Annotated in this window: 21 protein-coding genes; 14 read left to right on the top strand and 7 right to left on the bottom strand. The window is 73.3% G+C overall.

What is annotated here, in order from left to right; genetic code table 11:
* Together HOP40_RS06090 and HOP40_RS06085 are read left to right on the top strand one after the other, a co-directional pair.
* On the top strand, positions 1–825 hold the full coding sequence (locus tag HOP40_RS06090) for an SDR family oxidoreductase (protein WP_172155463.1): 825 nt from the start codon (positions 1–3) through the stop codon (positions 823–825).
* The gene (locus tag HOP40_RS06085) at positions 825–1,847 is read left to right on the top strand and encodes an LLM class F420-dependent oxidoreductase (RefSeq protein ID WP_172155461.1); all 1,023 of its coding nucleotides are present in this window, start codon (positions 825–827) and stop codon (positions 1,845–1,847) included. Before HOP40_RS06090 ends, HOP40_RS06085 begins: the two co-directional genes overlap by 1 nt.
* Here HOP40_RS06085 and HOP40_RS06080 read toward each other — a convergent pair.
* From HOP40_RS06080 to HOP40_RS06050, 7 genes are all read right to left on the bottom strand, one after another.
* A complete protein-coding gene (locus HOP40_RS06080; protein ID WP_172155459.1) occupies positions 1,844–2,392 on the bottom strand; it encodes a VOC family protein in 549 nt (182 codons plus the stop codon). The genes HOP40_RS06085 and HOP40_RS06080 overlap by 4 nt on opposite strands.
* 28 nt (positions 2,393–2,420) lie before the next feature.
* Positions 2,421–4,028: a flavin-containing monooxygenase gene (locus tag HOP40_RS06075; protein ID WP_172155458.1), complete on the bottom strand. Its 1,608-nt coding sequence runs from the start codon at positions 4,026–4,028 to the stop codon at positions 2,421–2,423.
* Between the two features lie 36 nt (positions 4,029–4,064).
* A complete protein-coding gene (locus HOP40_RS06070; RefSeq protein WP_172155457.1) occupies positions 4,065–5,003 on the bottom strand; it encodes an alpha/beta hydrolase in 939 nt (312 codons plus the stop codon).
* A gap of 156 nt (positions 5,004–5,159) precedes the next feature.
* Positions 5,160–5,471 (bottom strand): EthD family reductase, encoded by a 312-nt coding sequence (locus tag HOP40_RS06065; protein ID WP_172155456.1) that lies wholly within the window; start codon positions 5,469–5,471, stop codon positions 5,160–5,162.
* 135 nt (positions 5,472–5,606) lie between these two features.
* Positions 5,607–7,283, bottom strand: a complete 1,677-nt coding sequence (locus HOP40_RS06060) for an AMP-binding protein (protein ID WP_172155455.1) — start codon at positions 7,281–7,283, stop codon at positions 5,607–5,609.
* Positions 7,284–7,377: 94 nt separating this feature from the next.
* On the bottom strand, positions 7,378–9,462 hold the full coding sequence (locus HOP40_RS06055) for a molybdopterin-containing oxidoreductase family protein (protein ID WP_172155454.1): 2,085 nt from the start codon (positions 9,460–9,462) through the stop codon (positions 7,378–7,380).
* Between the two features lie 4 nt (positions 9,463–9,466).
* Positions 9,467–11,086 (bottom strand): class I adenylate-forming enzyme family protein, encoded by a 1,620-nt coding sequence (locus tag HOP40_RS06050; protein ID WP_172155453.1) that lies wholly within the window; start codon positions 11,084–11,086, stop codon positions 9,467–9,469.
* Positions 11,087–11,185: 99 nt separating this feature from the next.
* Here HOP40_RS06050 and HOP40_RS06045 point away from each other — a divergent pair, with 99 nt between their 5' ends.
* From HOP40_RS06045 to HOP40_RS05990, 12 genes are all read left to right on the top strand, one after another.
* Positions 11,186–11,635 (top strand): hotdog family protein, encoded by a 450-nt coding sequence (locus HOP40_RS06045; RefSeq protein WP_172155452.1) that lies wholly within the window; start codon positions 11,186–11,188, stop codon positions 11,633–11,635.
* Positions 11,632–12,084, top strand: coding sequence for a MaoC/PaaZ C-terminal domain-containing protein (locus HOP40_RS06040; RefSeq protein ID WP_240157539.1), 453 nt, complete (start codon positions 11,632–11,634; stop codon positions 12,082–12,084). The genes HOP40_RS06045 and HOP40_RS06040 overlap by 4 nt, the downstream gene beginning before the upstream one ends.
* A 10-nt stretch (positions 12,085–12,094) precedes the next feature.
* Entirely contained in the window at positions 12,095–13,483 is a 1,389-nt protein-coding gene (locus HOP40_RS06035; RefSeq protein ID WP_172155451.1) for a phytoene desaturase family protein, read from the top strand.
* Positions 13,471–14,613, top strand: coding sequence for an LLM class flavin-dependent oxidoreductase (locus tag HOP40_RS06030; protein ID WP_172155450.1), 1,143 nt, complete (start codon positions 13,471–13,473; stop codon positions 14,611–14,613). The genes HOP40_RS06035 and HOP40_RS06030 overlap by 13 nt, the downstream gene beginning before the upstream one ends.
* The gene (locus HOP40_RS06025) at positions 14,610–14,984 is read left to right on the top strand and encodes a nuclear transport factor 2 family protein (RefSeq protein ID WP_172155449.1); all 375 of its coding nucleotides are present in this window, start codon (positions 14,610–14,612) and stop codon (positions 14,982–14,984) included. The genes HOP40_RS06030 and HOP40_RS06025 overlap by 4 nt, the downstream gene beginning before the upstream one ends.
* A complete protein-coding gene (locus tag HOP40_RS06020; protein ID WP_172155447.1) occupies positions 14,981–16,003 on the top strand; it encodes an LLM class flavin-dependent oxidoreductase in 1,023 nt (340 codons plus the stop codon). The genes HOP40_RS06025 and HOP40_RS06020 overlap by 4 nt, the downstream gene beginning before the upstream one ends.
* Positions 16,004–16,131: 128 nt before the next feature.
* On the top strand, positions 16,132–17,340 hold the full coding sequence (locus tag HOP40_RS06015; protein WP_172155445.1) for a cytochrome P450: 1,209 nt from the start codon (positions 16,132–16,134) through the stop codon (positions 17,338–17,340).
* Between the two features lie 10 nt (positions 17,341–17,350).
* Complete coding sequence (locus HOP40_RS06010) at positions 17,351–17,761, top strand: nuclear transport factor 2 family protein (protein ID WP_172155435.1); 411 nt, start codon at positions 17,351–17,353, stop codon at positions 17,759–17,761.
* 9 nt (positions 17,762–17,770) lie between these two features.
* Positions 17,771–19,342 (top strand): AMP-binding protein, encoded by a 1,572-nt coding sequence (locus tag HOP40_RS06005; protein WP_172155433.1) that lies wholly within the window; start codon positions 17,771–17,773, stop codon positions 19,340–19,342.
* A 20-nt stretch (positions 19,343–19,362) separates the two neighbouring features.
* A complete protein-coding gene (locus HOP40_RS06000) occupies positions 19,363–20,484 on the top strand; it encodes an NDMA-dependent alcohol dehydrogenase (protein WP_172155431.1) in 1,122 nt (373 codons plus the stop codon).
* Positions 20,485–20,493: 9 nt separating this feature from the next.
* On the top strand, positions 20,494–20,922 hold the full coding sequence (locus HOP40_RS05995) for a nuclear transport factor 2 family protein (protein WP_172155429.1): 429 nt from the start codon (positions 20,494–20,496) through the stop codon (positions 20,920–20,922).
* Complete coding sequence (locus HOP40_RS05990) at positions 20,919–21,341, top strand: nuclear transport factor 2 family protein (RefSeq protein WP_172155427.1); 423 nt, start codon at positions 20,919–20,921, stop codon at positions 21,339–21,341. Before HOP40_RS05995 ends, HOP40_RS05990 begins: the two co-directional genes overlap by 4 nt.
* The last annotated feature ends 37 nt before the right edge of the window (positions 21,342–21,378 follow it).

Raw genomic sequence — 21,378 nt, 5'->3', positions numbered from 1 at the left:
GTGACCGATTCCCTGAAGGACCGCACCATCGTCATGTCCGGCGGCAGCCGGGGTATCGGGCTGGCGATCCTCGTCGCGGCCGCGAAGGAGGGGGCGAACGCGGTGCTGCTGGCCAAGACCGACCAGCCCGACCCGCGCCTGCCCGGCACCGTGCACACCGCCGTCGCCGAGATCGAGGAGGCCGGGGGACGGGCCGTCGCCGTGGTCGGGGACGTGCGCGAGGAGGCCGACTGCGCGCGCGCCGTCGCGACCGCCGTGGAGACGTTCGGCGGCATCGACATCGTCGTCAACAACGCCTCGGCGCTGAACCTCACGGGCACCCTCGACCTCGCCCCCAAGCGCTACGACCTCATGCAGCAGATCAACAGCAAGGGCACCTGGCAGCTCACGCGGGCCGCGCTGCCGCACCTGTTCGCGAGCGACGACGCGCAGGTCGTGACGCTCTCGCCGCCGGTCAACCTGGCCCCGCACTGGCTCGGGCGGTTCCCGGCGTACGCGCTGAGCAAGATGGGGATGACGATCCTGACGCTGGGCTTCGCCGCGGAGTTCGCCGAGAAGGGCGTGCGCGCCAACTGCCTGTGGCCGCAGACGACGATCGCGACCGCGGCGGTGGTCAACCTGCTGGGCGGTGCGGAGGCGGCCTCCCGCTCGCGGACCCCGGAGATCATGGGCGACGCGGCGGTGGCGCTGTTCACCGACCCGCAGCGCCCGACGGGGCAGATCCTGCTCGACGTCGAGGTGCTGGCCCGGGCGGGGACGACCGACCTCTCGGCCTACGGCGGCACCGACGACCCCGAGCTCGACTTCTTCGTGGACTCGCTCTGATGCGGCTCGGGCTGGCGCTCGGGTACTGGGGGGCGGGGCCGGACCCGGCCGCGGCGGAGCGCGTCGCGGCGGCCGAGGACCTCGGCTTCGACTCGATCTGGACCGCCGAGGCCTACGGCTCCGACGCGCTGACGCCGCTGGCCTGGCTGGGCGCGCGCACCTCGCGCGTGCGGCTGGGCACCTCGGTCGTGCAGATGTCGGCCCGCACCCCGACGGCCACCGCGATGGCCGCGCTGACGCTCGACCACCTCTCCGGCGGCCGGATGGTGCTCGGCATCGGTGCGTCCGGGCCGCAGGTCGTGGAGGGCTGGTACGGGCAGCCCTACCCGAAGCCGCTGGCCCGGACGCGGGAGTACGTGCAGATCCTGCGCTCGGCGTTCGCACGCGAGCGCGTCGAGTTCGCCGGCGAGCACTACGCGATCCCGCACCCCGGCGGCGCCGGGCTGGGCAAGCCGCTGCGCCCGACCGTCCACCCGCTGCGCACCGATCTGCCGATCCTGCTCGCCGCGGAGGGCCCGAAGAACGTGGCACTGGCGGCGGAGATCGCCGACGGCTGGCAGCCGCTGTTCTACGCCCCGCGCCACGACGCCTTCTACCGCGACTGCCTCACCGAGGGCTTCGCCCGCTCGGGCGCCCGCCGCACCGCCGACGACTTCGAGGTCGTCTGCATGGTGCAGGTCGTCGTCGACGAGGACGTCGACGCCGCGGCCGACCGGATCCGCCCGATGCTCGCGCTCTACATCGGCGGCATGGGGGCGAAGGGCGTCAACTTCCACTACGACGTCTTCGCCCGCATGGGCTACGAGGACGAGTGCGCGCGGATCCAGGAGTCCTACCTCGCCGGGCGCAAGGACGAGGCCGCGGCCGCGGTGCCGCTGTCGATGGTGGAGCAGATCGCGCTGGTCGGGCCGCGGGGCAAGATCGCCGAGGAGCTGGACTCGTGGCGGAACTCGCTGGTCACGACGATGGTCGTGGGCGGCGGGCGGGCCGAGCTGGAGGTCGTCGCCGAGCTGGTCGGCTAGCCGCCCCGGAGCCGGGGCAGCTCGGTCTCCTCGTCCCACACGACGTCACCGGCCAGCACCTGCTGGGCGGTGATCCCCGGCACCGGCACGTCCCAGCGCACGGTCGAGTCCACGAGCTGCAGCAGCGTGCCGAACGCCGAGCGCGGCCGCACGTAGGCCTCCCGCCAGGCGGGCCGGCGCAGGTCGACGTCGACGAGCTCGTACCCCTGGGAGGAGAACGCCCCGATCGCCCGCTCCACGTCGTCGAACAGCAGGGTGACGTGGTGCAGCCCCTCGCCGCGCTTCTCCAGGTACGCGGCGAGGTAGGACGACGGGTCCGTCGGCTGCAGCAGCTCGACCTTCATCCCGCCCGCCAGCCGGAGCTGGAGCGTGCGGATGCCCGTGCCGGCGTAGTCGCCCCCGTTCATGAACCGCCCGCCGAGCACACCGCCGTAGAGGCGGTGCGCGTCGGCGATCGAGCGGGTGGCGACCGCGATGTGGTCGACGCACCGCAGTCCGGTGATGCCGTCCGGCAGGTCCGCCAGGTCCGGCACGGGCCCCGTCACGGTGCTCCCGGGTACCGGCGTGCCGGCCTCACTCGGCGAGGGCGAAGCCCTCGTAGCCCTTGGCCGCGACGTCGTCGCACTTCTGGCGGTACACCCCCACCCCCCCGATGTAGGGCATGAACACCCGCGGCTTGCCCTCGACGTTCGCCCCCATGTACCAGGAGTTGGCGGTGGGGTAGAGCGTCATGTTGCCGGCGTCCTGCACGTGCTGGACCCAGGCGTCCTGGGCGTCCTCGGTCGCCTCGATCGTGGAGTGCCCGCGCTCGCGGAGGAAGGCGACGCATTCGGAGATCCACTCCACGTGCTGCTCGATGGAGACCATCATGTTCGACAGCACCGACGGGCTGCCCGGACCGGTGATCGTGAACAGGTTCGGGAAGCCGGCGACGCCGAGGCCGAGGTAGGCCCGCGGGCCCTCGGCCCAGCGCTCCTTGAGCCGGACCCCGTCCCGCCCCCGGATGTCGATGGACGTGAGCGCACCCGTCATGGCGTCGAACCCGGTCGCGAACACGAGCGCGTCGAACGCGTACTCCCGGTCGGAGGTGCGCAGGCCGGTCGGGGTGATCTCCTGCAGCGGCGTCCGGCGGACGTCGACGAGGTCGACGTTCGGCCGGTTGAACGTCGCGAAGTAGTTCGTGTCCAGGCACGGCCGCTTGGTGCCGAACGGGTGGTCGTTCGGGCAGAGCGCCTCCGCGGTCTCCGGGTCGTGCACCATCTCCCGGATCTTGTTGCGGACGAACTCGGCCGCGGTGTCGTTGGCCGCCTTGTCCACGATGGTGTCGGTGTAGGACAGCAGGATCGAGACCAGGCTGCCCTTGTCCCAGCCGGCCTGGTAGGCCCGGTCGCGCTCCGCGGCGTCGACCTCGAGCGCCGACTGCGTGGGCAGCGGCACCGGGATGCCGAAGCCGGACTCGCGCGCGGCCTGCCGGTGCTCCGGGTAGCGGGCCTTGAGATCGGCCTGCTGCGCCGGGTCCAGCGGCCGGTTGCCCGCGGGCATGGCGAAGTTCGGGGTGCGCTGGAAGACGGTCAGGTGCTCGGCCTGCTCGGCGATCAGCGGGATGGACTGGATGCCCGACGAGCCGGTGCCCACGACGCCGACGCGCAGGCCGGTGAAGTCGACGCCCTCGTGCGGCCAGTGCCCGGTGTGGTACCAGCGGCCCTGGAACGTCTCCAGCCCCGGGATCTCGGGCGTCTTCGACGTCGACAGGCACCCGGTGGCCATGATGCAGAACTGCGCCGACACGCGCTCGCCGCCCTCGGTCGCGACGGTCCAGCGGCCGTTCTCCTCGTCGAACACCGCGGACTCGACCCGCGTCTGCAGCACGACGTCACGGCGCAGGTCGAAGCGGTCGGCGACGTGCTCGATGTAGCGCAGGATCTCCGGCTGCGTCGGGTACTTCTCGGTCCACTCCCATTCCTGCTCGAGCTCGGGGGAGAAGGAGTACGAGTACTCCATGCTCTCCACGTCGCAGCGCGCGCCCGGGTAGCGGTTCCAGAACCAGGTGCCCCCGACCCCGTCGCCCGCCTCGTACACCCGCACCGACAACCCCTGGCCCCGCAGCTCGTGCAGCATGTAGAGGCCCGACAGCCCGGCGCCGACGACGACGGCGTCGAACTCCTCGATCCGTTCCTGCATCCCGATCTCCTCCTCGTCGAGTCGTGTCGTGGACGGTCAGGCCGGCTGCCCGGCCAGGTGCTGGTGGACGGCGTCGGCGACGAAGCCGATGCCGGCGGCGCTGCCGGGCAGGATGTTGACCATCGTGAAGAAGCCGTGCATCTGGCCCTCGAACATCCGCTGCTGCACCGGGACCCCGGCGTCGCGCAGCCGGGCGGCGTAGGCCTCGCCCTCGTCGCGCAGCACGTCGTGCTCGGCGGTGAGCACGACCGCCGGGGGGAGCCCGGCGAGGTCGGCCGCGCGTCCCGGGCAGGCGTCGGGGTCCTCCCGTGAGGCCGCGGAGGGGGCGTAGAGGTCCCAGAACCAGATCATGCTGTCGCGGCTGAGCATCAGCTGGTTGGCGGGGTCGCGGTAGGAGCCGTTGTCGAGGTCGCAGTCGGTCACCGGGTAGACCAGGACCTGCAGGTCGATGGCCGGTCCGCCGGTGTCACGCGCCCGCCGGCTCACGACCGCGGCCAGGTTGCCGCCCGCGCTGTCACCGGCGACCACGAGCGGGACCCGGGAGCCGGCGATGTCCTCCACGCGTCCGGCGGCCCACTGCACGGCCGCCCAGGCGTCCTGCACCGCGGCCGGGTAGGGGTCCTCCGGCGCGAGCCGGTAGTCGACCAGGACCACGGCGCAGCCGGTCCGCTCGGCGAGGGTCCGGCCGAGGGTGTCGAACTCGCCGAGGGCGCCGATCACCCACCCGCCGCCGTGGTAGTAGACGAGCACGCCGCGGGGGGTGCCGGCCGGCACCAGGACCCGGACGGGGAACGACCCGTCCGGCCCCTCGACGACGTGGTCCTCGACGCGGGCCATCTCCGGGCCCGGGCCGTACATGTCCCCGAGCATCGCGGTCAGCCCGCGGGCCTCCAGGGGTGTCATCTCGTGGAGCGGCTTCATGCCGGTCCCGGCCATCTGGGTCAGGAACTGCGTGGTCGCGGCGTCGAGAGCCATGCATCCTCCTCGTGGGGGTCGGACGCGAGGCCGGTGTTCTGGCCCGGCGGCGTGACTCCGACCATAGCCACCAATCGTTAGTTTGAATAGCGTCCGAGTGGCGTCGAGTGGGGCCGTCGGCGCGACCGGCGCCGGAGCGCCGGCCGCGCGGACCGGTCAGGCGAAGCTCTCCGCCTCGCCGGCCACGATCGTCGCCCCCGCGCCCGCGAAGTTGGCGAGGTCGGCGTTCGCCGCCTGGCCCTCGGGCCCGCCGAAACCGGCCGCGAACGCCTCGGCCGACGCGAACTGCAGGGTCGCGACGAGGTGGTAGGGCGAGCTGCTCCCGTCGGGGGAGGGGCCCGCCCAGGACGCGGTGTACGCCTGCACCCCGGGGATCTTGGCGGCGAGCGGCGCGTGCACCTCCCGGTAGTGCCTGTCGAACGCCGCCGGGTCCTCGGGGTGGTTGTAGAGCACGGTGACCTGGTACATGTCGTCCCTCCATCGGTGTTCCTGCGCCCCAGCGGGCAGGTCGTCACAGGGCCGTGGCCCCGAGGTCGACGGGCAGCGCGATGCCCGTGACCGTGCGCGAGCGGTCCGAGGCCGGCCGCACGACCGCGTCGGGGGTCACCGGGAGGAGACCCGCTCGGCCTCGGTGATCCCGGCGGCGGCGAGCTCCTCGGCGATCCGCGCCCGCAGGTCGACCTTCTTCACCTTCGTCCCGGACATCGGCCACTCGGTCACGAACCGGACGTAGCGCGGCACGCGGTAGGACGCGATCCGCCCGACGCAGAAGTCGATGATCTCCTGCTCGGTGGCCTCGCAGCCCGGCTTGAGCTGGACGAACGCGGCGGGGACCTCGACGTAGTAGGCGTCCGGCGCGGCCACCACCTGCACGATGCCCACGGCCGGGTGGCCCAGCAGGAAGCCCTCCACCTCGGCGGCCGACACGTTCTCGCCGCCCACCTTGAGCATGTCCTTGAGCCGGGAGAGGAACGTGAGCCTGCCGTCGGCGTCGGCCACGACGACGTCGCCGGTGCGGAACCAGCCCTCGTCGTCGAAGACCTGCGCGGTGAGCTCCGGGTCGCGGAAGTAGCCGTCGAACGCGTTGGGCCCGCGGAAGAGCAGCTCGCCGGGCGTCCCGGGCGGCTGGTCCACACCCGTCTCGGGGTCGACGACCCGGCAGAGCATGCCGGGCATCGGGTGCCCGCCGGTCGTGACCCGCTTCTCCAGCGGGTCGTCGAGCCGGTTGAGGGTGAGGAACGCCGACGACTCGGTCATCGCCACGCAGGACACGTGGACGGCGTCGGGCAGCCGGGCGGCCATCGCGCGCAGCCGCTCCGCGACGCCCACGACCATCACCACGCGGATCCGGCTCAGGTCGTGCCCGGCGAAGTCGGGCCGGTCGAGCACCGGCAGCCAGATCGTCTCGAAGGCGGCGAGCGCGACCGTGACCCGCTCGCGGACGAGCAGGTCGAGCGTCGTGGTGGGGTCGAAGAACCGCGGGTGCACGAACGCGGCGCCCGCGGTGATGCAGGTGAGCGCGAAGGTGATGCCGCCGCCGTGGAACAGTGGGATCGCGGTCCACACGCGGTCCTCGGGCGTGAGCGGCATGCGCTCGTGGGCGATGCCGTCGGCCAGCCGGGTGACGGCCTCGTGGCTGAGCATCGCGCCCTTGGCCGAGGCGGTGGTGCCCGAGGTGTAGACCAGCAGCGCGGTGTCGCGCACCCGCACCGACGCCGCGGCCGCCGCGACGGTGCCGGGGTCGACGGCCGCCCCGAGCGCCTCGACGTCGGCGCCCGGTGTGAGTCCGGGCCCGCCCGGCCCGCCCAGGTGCACGATGCGGCGCAGCTCCGGGGCGGAGGGCAGGTCGAGCTCGCCCGCGGGCGCCCCGGCGAGGTCGGGGAAGGTCGCGGTGAGCAGGTCGGCGAAGTCGGGCTCGCCGGGGGCGGGCGGGGCGGTCACCAGCACCCGCATCCCGGAGTGGACGACGATCTGCGACAGCTCGGCGCTCTTGAACCGGGCGTTGATCGGCACCGCGACCGCGCCGATGTCGGTGACGGCGAACAGCAGCGCCACCAGGTCGACCGACGCCGGGAGCAGGATCCCGACCCGGTCACCCGGCCGCACCCCCGTCCCGACGAGCCCGCGCGCGAGCAGCTCCGCCCGTGCGGCGAGCTCGCCGTACGTGGCCCGCTCGGCGGGGAAGACCAGCGCCTCGCGGTCGGGGTGCTCGGCCGCGCGGCGGTGCAGCAGGTCGCCGAGCGTGGTAGCCGCCACGGGCCGGCGGGGCGTCGTGCTCACGGGTCCTCCGGAGGCGCGTCGGCGGGCGCGACGAGCGCCCCGGACACCTCCGGTCGCACCGTCGCGAGTGGTGGCCCATGTCACCAGACGGCCGTTAGTTTGTCATGGTCCTAACAGGTGGAACCCGGCGCCGAGATGATCGGGCCCCTCGGACCCGGGTGACGGTCAGCGGGACGTCGGTGAGCAGCGGCATCCCGGTCAGCGGGTCGACGTCGGCCCGGTCGGAGGTCAGCGCGCCGACCGCGGGCGCGCCCCAGCCGTGCGGCACGGCGACCGCGCCGCGGCGCAGGCTGTCGTCCACCTGCGCCACGCAGCGCAGGCTCCCGTGGGCGCTGCGCAGCTCCACCAGGTCGCCGTCGGCGATCCCGAGGTCGCCCGCGTCGGCCGGGTGCAGCCCGGCGGCCGCCGCCTCGCGGCCGGTCCGCGCCCCGCCGTCGTCGGTGAGCTGCGAGTTCAGGTGCCGGATCTGGCGGCGCGGGATCAGGCGCAGCGCGCCGGGCCCGGCCGGGACGAGCGGGGCGGCGGCGAGCTGCGCGACCAGCGCCGGGGGAGCGAGCCGCCACCGGCCGCCGGGCAGCTGGTCGGTGACCCAGCCGTAGACCGCGCGCTCGGCGAGGACCGGGCCGTCGGCCGCGCGCAGCGCGTCGAACCCGACCCGCCCGCGCCCGCCGATCGCGGCCAGCACGTCGTCGTCGGTGGCCGTGTCGGGGTCCAGTCCCGCGGGCAGCACGTCGACGCCGAGCCGGCGCCCCAGCTGGGCGAACACCCACCACATCGGCCGCCGCTGCGCGGCCGGCGCGACGACGGCGGCGGTGTACTGGGTGCTCACCTGCGGCACGTAGCGGTCGACGAACAGCGGCAGGTCGGCGCGCTCGAGCTGGCCCGCGGCGGGCAGCAGGTGGGTCGCGAGCGCGGTGGTGGCGGAGGGCAGCACGTCGACGACGGCGAGCACGTCGAGCCGGGACAGCGCCGCGGACACCCGCTCCGGCTGGGGGAGCGCGAGCATCGGGTTGCCCCCGCCGACCAGCAGCGCGCGCAGGTTCCCCGCCTCGATCTCGTCGGCCAGCGCCGCGGCGGGGTACTCGCCGTAGCGGCCGGGCAGCTCCGGGCGCGAGCGCGGACCGGGGGCGGCGGAGCCGTCGGAGTGCGGGAGCCGGCGGCGGTCGAGCTGGGTGAGGAAGCCGGGGTGGAACCACATCCCGCCCTCGCGGTCGTAGGACCCGGTGACGACGTGCAGCGCCCACAGCAGCCACTCCGTCACGTTCGCCGTGGCCGACATGGACACGCCGGTGCCGGTCTGCCCGGCGATCCTGCCGTGGCGGCGCACGGCGGCCAGCAGGTCGTCGAGGTCGTCGGCGGGCACCCCGGCGAGCGCCGCGGCCGTGTCGCGGTCGAACGGCGCGACGGCGGAGGCCAGCTCGTCGACGCCCTCGGCGTGCGCGTCGAGGTACGCGGCGTCGGCGCCCTCGGGCAGCAGCTCCCGGACGAGGAAGGCGAGCACGGCGTGGTCGGTGCCGGGCCGGACCGCCAGGTGGCGGGTGGCGAGCTTCGCGGTCTCCGTGCGGCGGGGGTCGATCACCCAGACCTCGCCGCGCTCGGCGAGCCGCCGCAGGCGGGCGGTCGGCATCGGCAGCGCGTTGAGGTGCCCGTGCGACACGACGGGGTTGGTGCCGACGAACAGCGCGAGCGTCGCGTGGTCGTGGTCGACGGCGGGGATCAGGCCCGGGTAGCCGCCCATCAGCTCCGCGACGAGCGGCTTGCCCGGCGTGTCGACCGTCGCCGAGGAGTACGCGCTGCGCGAGCCGAGTGCCCGCAGCAGGCGGGTGCCGGCGGTGCGCCCGGCCGGGTCGAAGGCGGCGCCGGTGGCGAGGAAGGAGCCGAGCGCGTCCGGCCCGGACTCCTCGATGATCGGGCGGATGCGCCCGGCGAGGTCGTCGAGCAGCTCCTCCCAGCCCACCCGGACCAGCTCGCCGTCGCGGCGCAGCACCGGGTGGTCGAGCCGGTCGGGCCGGTGGTGGAACGCGCCGAGCGAGCGGCCCTTGGGGCAGGTGTACCCGGCCGAGACGGGGTGCTCCCGGTCGCCGCTGACCTCGACGACGCGGTCGCCGTCGGTGGTGACCCGCAGCCCGCACAGCGAGATGCAGTAGCGGCAGTAGGTGCGGTGCTCGGTGGTGGCCATGCGGTCATCGCCCTCCGGACGGGGGTGGGGCGACCATCCGCGGGGCCTCGGTGACGCCGCGGGCGGCCAGTTCCTCGGCGATCCGGGCCCGGAGCCGGAACTTCTGCACCTTCGTCCCCGACATCGGCCACTCGCCGTCGGCGACGAACCGGACGTAGCGGGGGACCTTGAACGTGGAGATGCGGCCGAGGCAGTGGTCGACGATGTCCTGCTCGGTCGCGGAGGCTCCGGGACGCAGCTGCACGAACGCGGCGGCCACCTCGCCGTAGCGGGCGTCGGGGGCCCCCACGACCTGCACGATCCCGACCGCGGGGTGCTCGCACAGGAAGCCCTCCAGCTCGGTCGCCGCCAGGTTCTCGCCACCGATCTTGAGGCGGTCGTCGAGCCGGGTGAGGAAGCGCAGCGCACCCGTCCCGTCGGCGACGACCTGGTCGCCGGAGGCGAACCAGCCGTCGGCGTCGATGCGCCGCGCCGTGAGCTCCGGGTCGCGGTGGTAGGCCAGCATCCGGGAGACCCCGCGGAACCGGAACTCGCCGGGCGTGCCGGGCGGCACCTCGGCGCCGGTCGCCGGGTCGACCACCCGGACCTCCATGCCGGGCAGCGGCGTCCCGCACGTGGTGGCCCGGCGCTCGGCCGGATCGGCCGGCGAGCCGACGCAGCAGAAGCCCATCGACTCGGTCATGCCCATGCAGGAGAGCTGCACCGCGTGCGGCAGCCGGGCCTGCATCGAGCGCATCCGCTCCGGGCTGCCGACGTTGAGCACCAGCCGCAGCGCCGACAGGTCTGCCGCGGCGAAGTCCGGGTGGTCCAGGACCGGGAGCCAGATCGTCTCGAACGCCGGGAACGCGACGGTGCAGCGCTCCTCGACGAGCTGGCGCAGCGCGCGGCCCGGCTCGAACGTGCCGACGTGCACCATCCCGCAGCCGGCGGCCAGCGCCGTCAGCGCGACGTCGAGGCCGCCGCAGTGGAACATCGGCAGGGGCGTCCAGAAGCGGTCGTCGGGCGTGAGCTCCAGCCTCCGCGCCAGCGACGCGCCCACGTGCACGAGCGACGCGTGGCTGTGCAGGCAGCCGCGCGGCCCGGACGTGGTGCCCGAGGTGTAGAGCATCACCGCGGGGTCGTCCGGTCCGATCGCGGCCTGCGCGGCCTCGACCGCAGCCGCCGCGACGTCGTCCGCGGCGGCCTCGAACGCGGCCCGCCCGGTGGCCCCCACCGGCGCCGGCCCGTCGTCGAGCACGACCACGGGCGGCGCGCCCCCGCCGAGCTCCGCGAGCGCCTCGTCGAGGACCCCGGCGAAGGCGCCGCCGGTCAGCAGCACGGCCAGGTCGGCGTCGTCGAGGAGCCGGCGCAGCTCCGCGGCGCGGAACCGCACGTTGACCGGCACCGCGACGGCGCCGATCCGGGACGCGGCGAGCCAGGTCAGGACGCTGTCGAGGCTGCCGTGCAGGAGCACGCCCACCCGGTCGCCCGGGCGGACGCCGTGGGCCCACAGCGCGGCCGCGAGCCGCCGCGTCCGGTCCGCCAGCTCGGGGTAGGACGCCCTCCCGTCCGGGAAGGCGATGCCCTGCTCCGGAGCGTCGGCGGCGCGGGCGTCGAGGAGGGCGGGGACCGTGGTGCGCATCATCGTGCCTCCCGGGTACCTACCAATCGTTTGACAAACTAGCAGCGACGCCCGACGGTGGACAAGGCATGCGGTGTCGGCGGTCGGGAGGGTGTGTCGGTCATGGCGCTGGTCGCGCAGGAGCAGGTGGCCGCGGTGGTGGGGCACCGCTTCCCGGGTGGTCGCGCGCGCGTGGAGCCCTACGTCGACCGGCTGCTGCGCGACGTCGTCGGCGGGCCGCCCGCAGGACCGGACGGCCTCGCCCACCCGCTCATGGTCTTCCTCGCCGCGCAGGGCGGGCTGGGGGTGGAGCTCGACGAGGTCTTCGCGCTGTTCCACGCCACGTCCGCGGACGGGCCGATGCTCGGCGAGTGGTCGGTGCGGGTGCACCGCCCGCTGCGGGTCGGCGCGGAGTACGCGACGCGGGCGTCGGTCGTCGACGTGGTGCGCAAGCAGGGCGCGCGGACGGGGGCCTTCGACATCGCGACGATGCTGGTCGAGCTGCTCGGTGCGGACGGCGCGGTCGACGCCGAGGTGCGCACGTCGTTCGTCTTCCCCCGGCGGGAGCGGTGAGCGCCCGCGCCGGCGACGCGCTCCCGGCCTGGGAGCTGGACCGCGTCGACCCGGAGAAGATGAAGCTGCTGGCCGCGCTGCTGCGCGACCCCAACCCCATCCACCTCGACCCCGACGCCGTGCGGCGCAACGGCCTCGGCGAGCGGCTGGTCAACCAGGGCCCGACCAACCTGGGCTACGTGCAGAACATGCTCCTCGCCTGGGCGGGCGGCGCCGACCGGATCCGGGCGGTGTCGATGCGGTTCGGCGCCAACGTCTTCGCGGGGGACCGGGTCGTGGCGGGCGGCCGGGTCGTCGCGGTCGCCGACGGGCTGGCCGACTGCGAGGTCTGGCTGGACGTGTTCCGGCCGGGGGAGGACGCACCGGTCCGCGCCCTGACGGGCACCGCGAGCGTCGACGTGTCGGACGCGCGGCCGGCGGGCCGACCGAGAACAGTCGCTGGGGAGTAGGGAGGGTGTCATGCCGAGCTACGACGTCGTGGTGATCGGTGCGGGCGCGGCCGGGCTCACCGCCGGTGCGCTGCTGGCCAAGGAGGGCAAGCGGGTGGTGGTCGTCGACCGCAGCCCGTACGCCGGGGGCCGCGCCATGGCGGTGCCGGACGAGGGGTTCACCGTCAACCTCGGCGGGCACCTCGTCGAGGACGGCGGCTCGGGCATCACCAAGGTGTTCGAGCACGTCGGCAAGGAGCTCGTGCACGGCGAGGTCAGCCGGGAGATGCCCATCTGGGACAACGCCTCGGGCACCTGGGGGTCGATCCGCGACCGCTACGCCGACAAGCGCGAGCTCAAGAAGGTCATCAAGGCGCTGGTCGACACGCCCTACGAGGAGCTCGACCAGTGGGACGACCGGTCGCTGCGGGAGTGGATCCACCAGCACACCCACGACCAGGGCGTGGTCGACCTCTTCGAGTTCATCTCCGTGCTCGAGTGCATGACCGACAACTGGTACGACCACTCGGCCAGCGACAACCTCTACGTGCGCAAGATGCACTTCGAGGAGCGCAACACGGCCGCCTACTCGTTCTGGCCGGGCCAGGGCTGGGACGGCATGTGGGCCGACCTGTCCGACGCGATCACCGCGAACGGCGGCGAGCTGCGGCTGGGCACGAGCGTGCAGCGGGTGGTGATCGAGAACGGTGAGGTCGTCGGCGTCGCCGTCGGGCGGGAGCCGAAGGTGCTGCCCAACGAGTTCTTCGAGGAGGAGGTCCTCGAGGCGCCGTGCGTGATCTCCACGCTGCCCGTCTGGCACGTGCTGGACGTCGTGCCGCGCGAGGAGCTGCCCGAGTGGTACAGCGCCCAGATCGACTTCCTGGCCCAGGACAAGTTCCGGATCGCCTGGCTCGGCCTCTACCTCGCGACCGAGGAGCCGGTGACCCGCTACGACCCGCGCGAGCTGGCCACCTGGACCTCGACGCCGAGCACGGACTGCTCGGGGTTCATGTTCGACCAGACCGCGATGGACCCGTCCTGCTCGCCGCCGGGCACCCACCTGCACGTGATGGGCGCGATCGTGCCCGGCTCCAAGGGGCGCGACCAGCGGTTCCTGCGCGACACCATGACCGCCTTCGAGCACGACCTCGAGACGATGTGGCCGGGCTTCGCGAAGCCGGTCTGGCGGCGCAGGCACCTGGTGTTCGAGCCCTCGTTCGGCGTGATCCAGATGCCCGGCCTGGTCGGCCGGTACCGGCCGCACTGGCGGGCCCCGAACGTCGAGGGCCTCTACTTCGCCAGCGAGACCTTCCGCAGCCGCGGCATCGGCACCGACCGCGCGGCCCGCGCCGCGCTCACGGTCGTCGAGGACTACCTCGGGCGCCGGCTGGCGACCTTCGGCGACGGGTGGCGGTACTGATGGGGCTCCCCCGGCTCGAGCTGGGCGTCCCCGGCCAGATCATGCCGCCCGCCGACGCCGCGGTGCGCTTCGCGCAGCGCAGCGAGGCCGAGGGCTTCGACGCGGTCTGGTGGCCCGACCACCTGATGGGCTGGCACCCCGACACGATGTGGACGCCGGACCTGACCCCGCTCGCGGAGCACCAGCCCAACCCGCACACCTACTTCGACCCGCTGATCATGATGGGCGTCGTCGGTGCGCAGACCGAGCGGATCCGGGTCGGCGTCGTCGTCACCGACCTCATCCGCCGCCACCCGGCCATGGCCGCGCAGGCCGCGCTGACGCTGGACCACGTGACGAAGGGCCGGGCGATCATCGGCCTGGGCAGCGGCGAGAAGCTCAACGTGACGCCCTACGGCATGCCGTTCGACACGCCCGTCGCCCGGCTGTCGGAGGGCATCGACATCATGCGGCTGCTGTGGGAGGCCGACGGCCCGGTCGACTTCGAGGGCCGCTTCCACACCCTCGACCGCGCGGTGCTCGGGCTCTCCCCGTACGGCGGCACGCCGCCGGAGATCTGGACGGCTGCGCACGGCCCCCGGATGCTGCGGCTCACCGGCGCCAAGGCCGACGGCTGGCTGCCCACCAAGATGACGGCACCCGACTACCGCGGCGCGCTGACGACCATCGAGCGCTCGGCGCAGGACGCCGGACGGGACCCGGCCGGGATCACCCCCGGCATGCTCGGCTACATCCTGATGGGGCCCGACGAGGAGACCGTCGCCCGGCTCACCGAGGCCCCGCTGGTGCGGGCCCTGTGCGTCCTGCTGCCGTCCCAGGTGTTCCGCGACCTCGGGGTCACGCCCCCGCTGGACGGCGGCCCGCACGGGTCGGGGTTCCACGACTTCATCCCGACCGCCGTCGAGCGGGCCGAGTCGCTGCGGATCATCGACGCGATCCCGCCGGAGGTGGTGCGGCACTACGCGTTCTGCGGCACGCCCAAGCAGGTGGCCGAGGAGCTCGCGGAGTACCGCCACGCCGGGCTGCGCCACCTGGTCATGTGGAACATCACCGCGTTCGGCGACCCGTCGCTGGCGCGCTGGTCGTTCTCGGCGATGTCGGAGCTGCGCACCCTGCTGGAGGACGCGTGAGCACCGCGCCCGCCGTCGTCGACGGCTACTTCGCCGCGCTCAACGAGCACCGCTTCGCCGACCTGGAGCCGCTGTGGCACCCGGACGGGGAGCTGCACGCCGTCGGGGCGCCGCCGCGGATCGGGCGCGAGGCCGTGCTCGCCCACTTCCCGGCCGTGCTGGCGGGCTTCGCGGAGCACCACGACCGCGTCACGCGGGTGCTGCGGGACGGCGACGCGGTCGTCACCGAGATCCGGTTCGAGGGCCGGCTGCACGACGGGCGGCCGGTCGCGTTCGACGCGGTCGACGTGTTCGACCTGCGCGACGGGGTGATCGTGCGGCTGAGCAGCTGGTACGACACCGCGGCCGTCGCGCGCCAGGTCCGACCGTGAGCACGGCCCCGCCCGGTCCGCTGCGGCTGGGCGTGACCATGCCCGTCGACGACGGGCTGTCCGCTCCCGAGTACCTGCGGCTGGCCCGGGCCGCCGAGGAGCACGGCTACGACTCGGTGTGGGTCGGCGAGGTGGCCGGGCCCGAGGTGTTCTCGATGCTCGGCCTCATCGCCGCGAGCACGTCGCGGATCCGGGTGGGCAGCGGCATCGCCGGGATGTACCCGCGGTCGGCCGCGCTCACCGCGATGGGCTTCGCCACGCTCGCCTCGGCGGCGCCCGGCCGGGTGCTCGCCGGGCTCGGCGCGAGCAGCCCGATGATCGTCGAGGACTGGCACGGCCGGGAGTTCGACGCGCCGCTGGCCACCGCCGAGGGCTACGTGCGGGCGCTGCGCCAGGCCTGGGCGGGGGAGCGCGTCGAGGTGGACCACCCGCGGGTGCACGGGTTCCGGTGCGGGCTGCTGCCGGCGAGCCCCCCGCCGATCGTGCTCGCGGCGATGAACCCGCGGATGCTGCGGCTGGCCGGCCGGGTCGCCGACGGGGTGTTCGTCACGTGGTGCCCGCCCGACGAGGTGCCGGCCAAGCTGGCGCTGGTCCGCGAGGGGGAGCGGGAGGCCGGGCGCGAGCCGGGCTCGGTGTGGGCGATGGCCTCGTTCTGGGGCTACGCGGGCGAGCGCGTCGACGAGGCGACCGCGCGGCTGCGCCGGCTCGTCCTGCAGTACGCCATGGTGCCCACCCACCGGGCCTCGTTCGCCGGGGCCTTCGCCGAGCTCGACCGCGCCACGGACCTCTGGAAGGCCGGTGACCGCAGGGCCGCGCTCGCGCTCGTGCCGGACGAGGCGGTGCACCGGCTCTGCGCCGTGGGTGACGGCGCGAGCGTCGCGCGCCGCGCGCAGGAGCTGCACGCGGCCGGGATCGAGCTGTCGGTCGTGCTCACCCCCGGGGCGTCCGCGGGCGACCTCGACGGCCCGCTCGCGACGATCGCCGGACTGGCCGCCGCCGCACACGCCCCCGCGCACTGAGTCGGCACCGGCGGGACGTCGCCGCTGGTGGAACGCCTTGTCGGGTGCGGGGAGCAGTGCTAGCCTCACCGCTACCAAACGGCCGTTAGACGACGATGACTACTGGCTCCGGAGGTTCCTGCGTGTCCATGACGACCGCACCCGACATCCTGTCCCCCGAGTTCGCCGCCGACCCCTACTCGGCCTACCGGACGATGCGCGACGAGCACCCGCTGATCTGGTTCGAGCCGATGCAGAGCTACGTCATCAGCCGCTACGCCGACGTCGAGCGGGCGTTCAAGGACCCGGTGTTCACCAGCCGCAACTACGACTGGCAGCTGGAGCCGGTGCACGGTCGGACGATCCTGCAGATGGACGGGCGCGAGCACTCCACGCACCGCAACCTCGTGGCCCCGGCGTTCCGCGGGCGCGACCTGATGACCCGGTTCGTGCCGGTCATCGAGCAGAACTCCCGCGAGCTGATCGACGCGTTCGCCGCCGACGGCCACGTCGACCTCGTCCGCCAGTACGCGACCCGGTTCCCGATCAACGTCATCGTCGACATGCTGGGCCTGCCCAAGGCCGACCACGAGCACTTCCACCGCTGGTACACCGCGATCATGGCGTTCCTGTCGAACCTGTCGGGCGACGAGCAGGCCACCGCCGACGGCCTGCGCACCAAGGCCGAGTTCGAGGAGTACCTGCTCCCGATCATCCGCCGGCGCCGCGACGACCCGGGCGACGACCTGCTCTCGACGCTGTGCTCGGCCGAGATCGACGGCGTGCGGATGACCGACGAGGAGGTCAAGGCGTTCTGCAGCCTGCTGCTCACCGCGGGCGGCGAGACCACCGACAAGGCCATCGCGAGCGTGATGAGCAACCTGGTCCAGCACCCGGAGCAGCTCGAGGCCGTCCGCAACGACCACTCGCTGGTCTCCGCCGCGTTCGCCGAGACGCTGCGGCACTCCCCGCCAGTCCACATGATCATGCGCCAGCCCGCGGAGGACGTCGAGCTGTCCGGCGGGGTCGTCGAGGCGGGGAAGACGGTGACCTGCCTGATCGGCGCGGCCAACCGGGACCCCGAGAAGTACGCGGACCCCGACGCGTTCGACATCTTCCGCACCGACCTCGACCTCGGCCGGGCCTACACCGCGGGCGCCAACCACACGGCGTTCTGCCTCGGGCGGCACTTCTGCGTCGGCGCGATGCTCGCCAAGACCGAGCTGGAGACGGGCATCGCCCAGCTCCTCGACGCCATGCAGGACATCCGCTTCACCGACGGCGCGCCGCCGCCGGAGCACGGGGTGTTCACCCGGGCCCCCGCGTCGCTGCACCTCACCTTCACCCCCACCGCCTGAGGAGGCCGCCATGACCGCACGTGCGGAGATCGAGAACGTCCTGGGCCGGGCGGCCTGGGGGTACGACGAGAACGACGTCGACCTCGTCGCCGCCCAGTTCGCCGAGGACGCGTCGATGACGCTGCAGATCGGCCGCGACGGCGACACCGTCGGCCCGTTCGAGGGCCGGGAGGCGATCCGGAAGCTGCACGCCGACTCGCTGGCGGCCCAGACCGACCAGCGCCGCCACAACGTCAGCAACCTGGTCGTCAACGCCGAGACCGCGGACACGGCGTCGACGGTGTGCAACCTGACGCTGCTGTCGATCGAGGGCGGCGCCGCGCGGGTGCTCTCCAGCGGCTGGTACCGCGACGAGCTGGTCCGCGAGGGCGGCGACTGGCTGATCCGGACCCGCCACATCTACCTCGACCTCCCGTACTGAGGCCCGCTCATGCCGAACATCGGGACCATCCCGGCCAAGTGGGCGGCGCTCACGCCGGACGCGGACGCCGTGGTCGACGCGCCGAGCGGGCGCCGGATCTCCTGGCGCGCCCTGGACGAGCGGGTGCGCCGGCTGGCGAACGGGCTGCGCGGGCACGGCGACGGCGGGCTGGGGCTGCAGCAGGGTGACCGGGTCGCGATCCTGGCCAAGAACTCGATCGAGTACCAGGAGCTGTACTTCGCCGCGGGGCGGGCGGGGCTGGTGGCCCAGCCGCTGAACTGGCGCCTGGGTGCGGCCGAGCTGGGGCGGATCGTCGCCGACGCCGCGCCGCGCGCGGTGCTGACCTCCGACGAGTGGCTCGACACGGCCAAGGAGCTGCAGGCCGCGGTCGACGTGCCGCACTGGCTGCAGTACGGCGCCGGCGGCGACGGCAGCTACGAGGACCTGCTGGCCCGCAGCTCCGACGACGAGCCGGAGTGGTCGGCGCACGTCGGGGACGACGACCCGTTCTTCATCCTCTACACCGGGGGCACCACCGGTCAGTCGAAGGGCGCGCTGCACAGCCACCGGAGCGTGTCGTTCGGCATGTTCAACCAGACCGTGGCCGAGCGGATCGTGCCGACCGACGTCTACATGCTGACCGGGCAGATGTACCACATCCCGGTCGTGCTCTCGATGAACTACCTGCGCCACGGGTGCCCGGTCGTCCTCATGACCTTCGACGCCACGACCGCGATGGAGCTCATCGAGGCGGAGCGCGTCTCGGCGTTCCTCGGGATCACGACGATGCTCAACTGGATGATGGCCCTGCCCGGCTTCACCGGGTACGACATCTCCAGCCTGCGCAACGTCCAGTACGGCGGCGGGCCGATGCCGTCGTCGGTGGTGAAGGCCGCGCTCGACGCCTTCCCCTGCACCCTGATCCAGGGCTACGGGCAGACCGAGGGCACGACGATGTGCTTCCTGTCCCAGGAGGACCACGCCGACGCGGTGCGCGGGGTGCACCCGGAACGGCTGCGCTCCTGCGGACGCGAGGGCCTGATCACCACCGTCCGGGTCGTCGACCCCGACGGCGTGCCGGTGCCCAAGGACGGGCGGACCGCGGGCCAGATCGTGGTCCGGTCCGAGGCGAACATGCTCGGCTACCTCAACCGGCCCGACCTCACCGCGGCGACGATCCGGGACGGCTGGATGTGGACCGGCGACATCGCGACGTGGGACGCCGACTCCTACGTGTTCATCGTCGACCGCGCCAAGGACATGATCATCTCCGGCGGGGAGAACATCTACTCGGTGCAGGTCGAGGAGGCCGTCAACCAGCACCCGTCGGTGCTCGAGTGCGCCGTCATCGGCGTGCCCGACGACGAGTGGGGCGAGAGCGTGAAGGCCTTCGTCGTGCTGAAGCCCGAGAGCACGGCCACCGAGGCCGACATCATCGGCACCGCGCGGCAGCACCTCGCCTCCTACCAGAAGCCGCGCTCGGTGGAGTTCGTCGACGCCCTGCCCAAGGCGCCGACCGGGAAGATCCTCAAGCGCGCGCTGCGCGATCCGTACTGGGCCGACCGCGACCGTTCCGTCTAACCAGTCACCAAGGAGCACCGATGAAGACCACTGGAGCACTGCTGTGGGAGCCCGGCACCAACTCGGGCTGGAGCGTCGAGGACATCGAGATCGACCCGCCCAAGGACCGCGAGGTCATGGTGCAGCTCGCCGCGTCGGGCATCTGCCACAGCGACCACCACCTCGACGACGGCGTCATCCCGCTGCCGTGGGCGCCGGTGCTCGGCGGGCACGAGGGGGCGGGCGTCATCACCGAGGTGGGGCCGAACGTCACCGACCTCGAGGTGGGTGACCACGTCGTCCTCTCCTTCCTGCCCTCGTGCGGGAAGTGCCGCATGTGCGTCTCCGGCCGCTCGAACATGTGCGCGCTCGGCGCGGGCGTGCTCGCCGGCTACGCCCCCGACGGCACGCACCGCGTGCACGCCCGGGGCAAGGGCGTGGGCTGCATGTCGTTCCTGGGCACGTTCGCGCCCTACGTGTGCGCACCCGTCGACGGCGTCATCAAGATCGACAAGGACATCCCGCTGGACAAGGCGGCCCTGATCGGCTGCGGCGTGCCCACCGGCTGGGGGTCGTCGGTCTACGCCGCCGACATGCAGATCGGTGACACGGTGGTCATCGTCGGCATCGGCGGGGTGGGGATCAACGCGGTGCAGGGCGCCCGGCACAAGGGGGCGAGGAACATCATCGCGGTGGACCCGGTGGCGTTCAAGCAGGAGCAGGCGGAGGCCTTCGGTGCCACCCACTCCGTGTCGGACTACGAGGCGGCCGCCGAGCTGGTCGGCCGGCTGACCGACGGCCAGGGGGCCGACCGGGTGATCATCACGGTCGGGATCGCGCACGGGAACCTGCTCAACCCGGCGCAGGAGATGACCCGCCGCGGCGGCGTCATCGTGCTGACCTCGGCCGCGCCGATCCTGCAGCGCGACGTCGAGTTCGACCTGTTCACCTTCGCCATGTCGGGCAAGCGGCTGCAGGGCTCGCTGTACGGCACGACCAACTCGCGCAACGACGTGCCGCTGCTGTGCGAGCTGTACCGCTCCGGCCAGCTCATGCTCGACGAGCTGATCACCCGCACCTACCGGCTCGAGGACATCAACCAGGCGTTCACGGACATGCAGGAGGGCAAGAACCTGCGTGGCGTGATCATGTACGACCACTGAGGGGCTGACATGAGCGACCGGGCGACCGACATCCAGCAGATCATGAACGCCACCTACGTCTACGCGCGCGGGCTCGACCTGTTCCGTCCCGAGGAGGCGGTGTCGGCCTACACCGACGACGCCTACTGGGACGCGACGGCGGTGGGGCTCAAGCGGTTCGAGGGGCGCGAGGAGGTGCTCGGCTTCTTCACCTCCGACGCCGAGACGATGGCCGAGCAGTACCACCTGATCACCAACCACGTGATCGAGTTCGACGGCCCCGACGCCGCGCACGGCACGAACTACGTGCTCGCCGAGGGCTCGACGAAGAGCGGGGCCTCCATCAAGGCCGCCGCGCTCAACGAGGACACCTACCGGCGGGTGGGCGACCGCTGGCTGATCTCCGGCCGGACGATCTCCCCCCTCACCGCACCGCAGATGGAGGGGTTCGACGCATGAGCGGCGCCGACGTGGTCGAGCGCTACCTGCAGATCATGAACGAGCTGGACATCGACGCGCTCGCCGACCTGCTCACCGACGACGTCGTCGTCCGGTTGCCGTACGCGCCGGACCCGATCCCGAGGACCACCGAGGGCAAGCAGGACGTCCTCGCGCTCTACTCCGGGTTCCCCTCGCTGATCTCTCCGCCGGGGTTCCACGACATCGACATCCGGGAGATCGGCGGCGGGCCCGCGGGAGTCACGGAGTTCGTCGCGGAGTACCGCAGCGACTGCACGATGCTGCCGACCGGCATGCCGTACCGGAACGGCTACATCAGCCGGTTCACCGTGCGCGACGGCAGGCTCGCGGCGTTCGCGGAGTACTTCGACCCGCTCGTCTTCCTGCAGGCGCAGGGCGCCACCGTCGCCCGTCCGTAGCAGCGGAGATCCAGCACACCGAGAGGAGCACGGGAGC

It is taken from the genome of Pseudonocardia broussonetiae, from assembly GCF_013155125.1.
Classification (GTDB): Bacteria; Actinomycetota; Actinomycetes; order Mycobacteriales; family Pseudonocardiaceae; genus Pseudonocardia; species Pseudonocardia broussonetiae.
The sequence above is the reverse complement of the archived record's forward strand: the minus strand, read 5'-3'. Positions and strand labels throughout refer to the sequence as shown.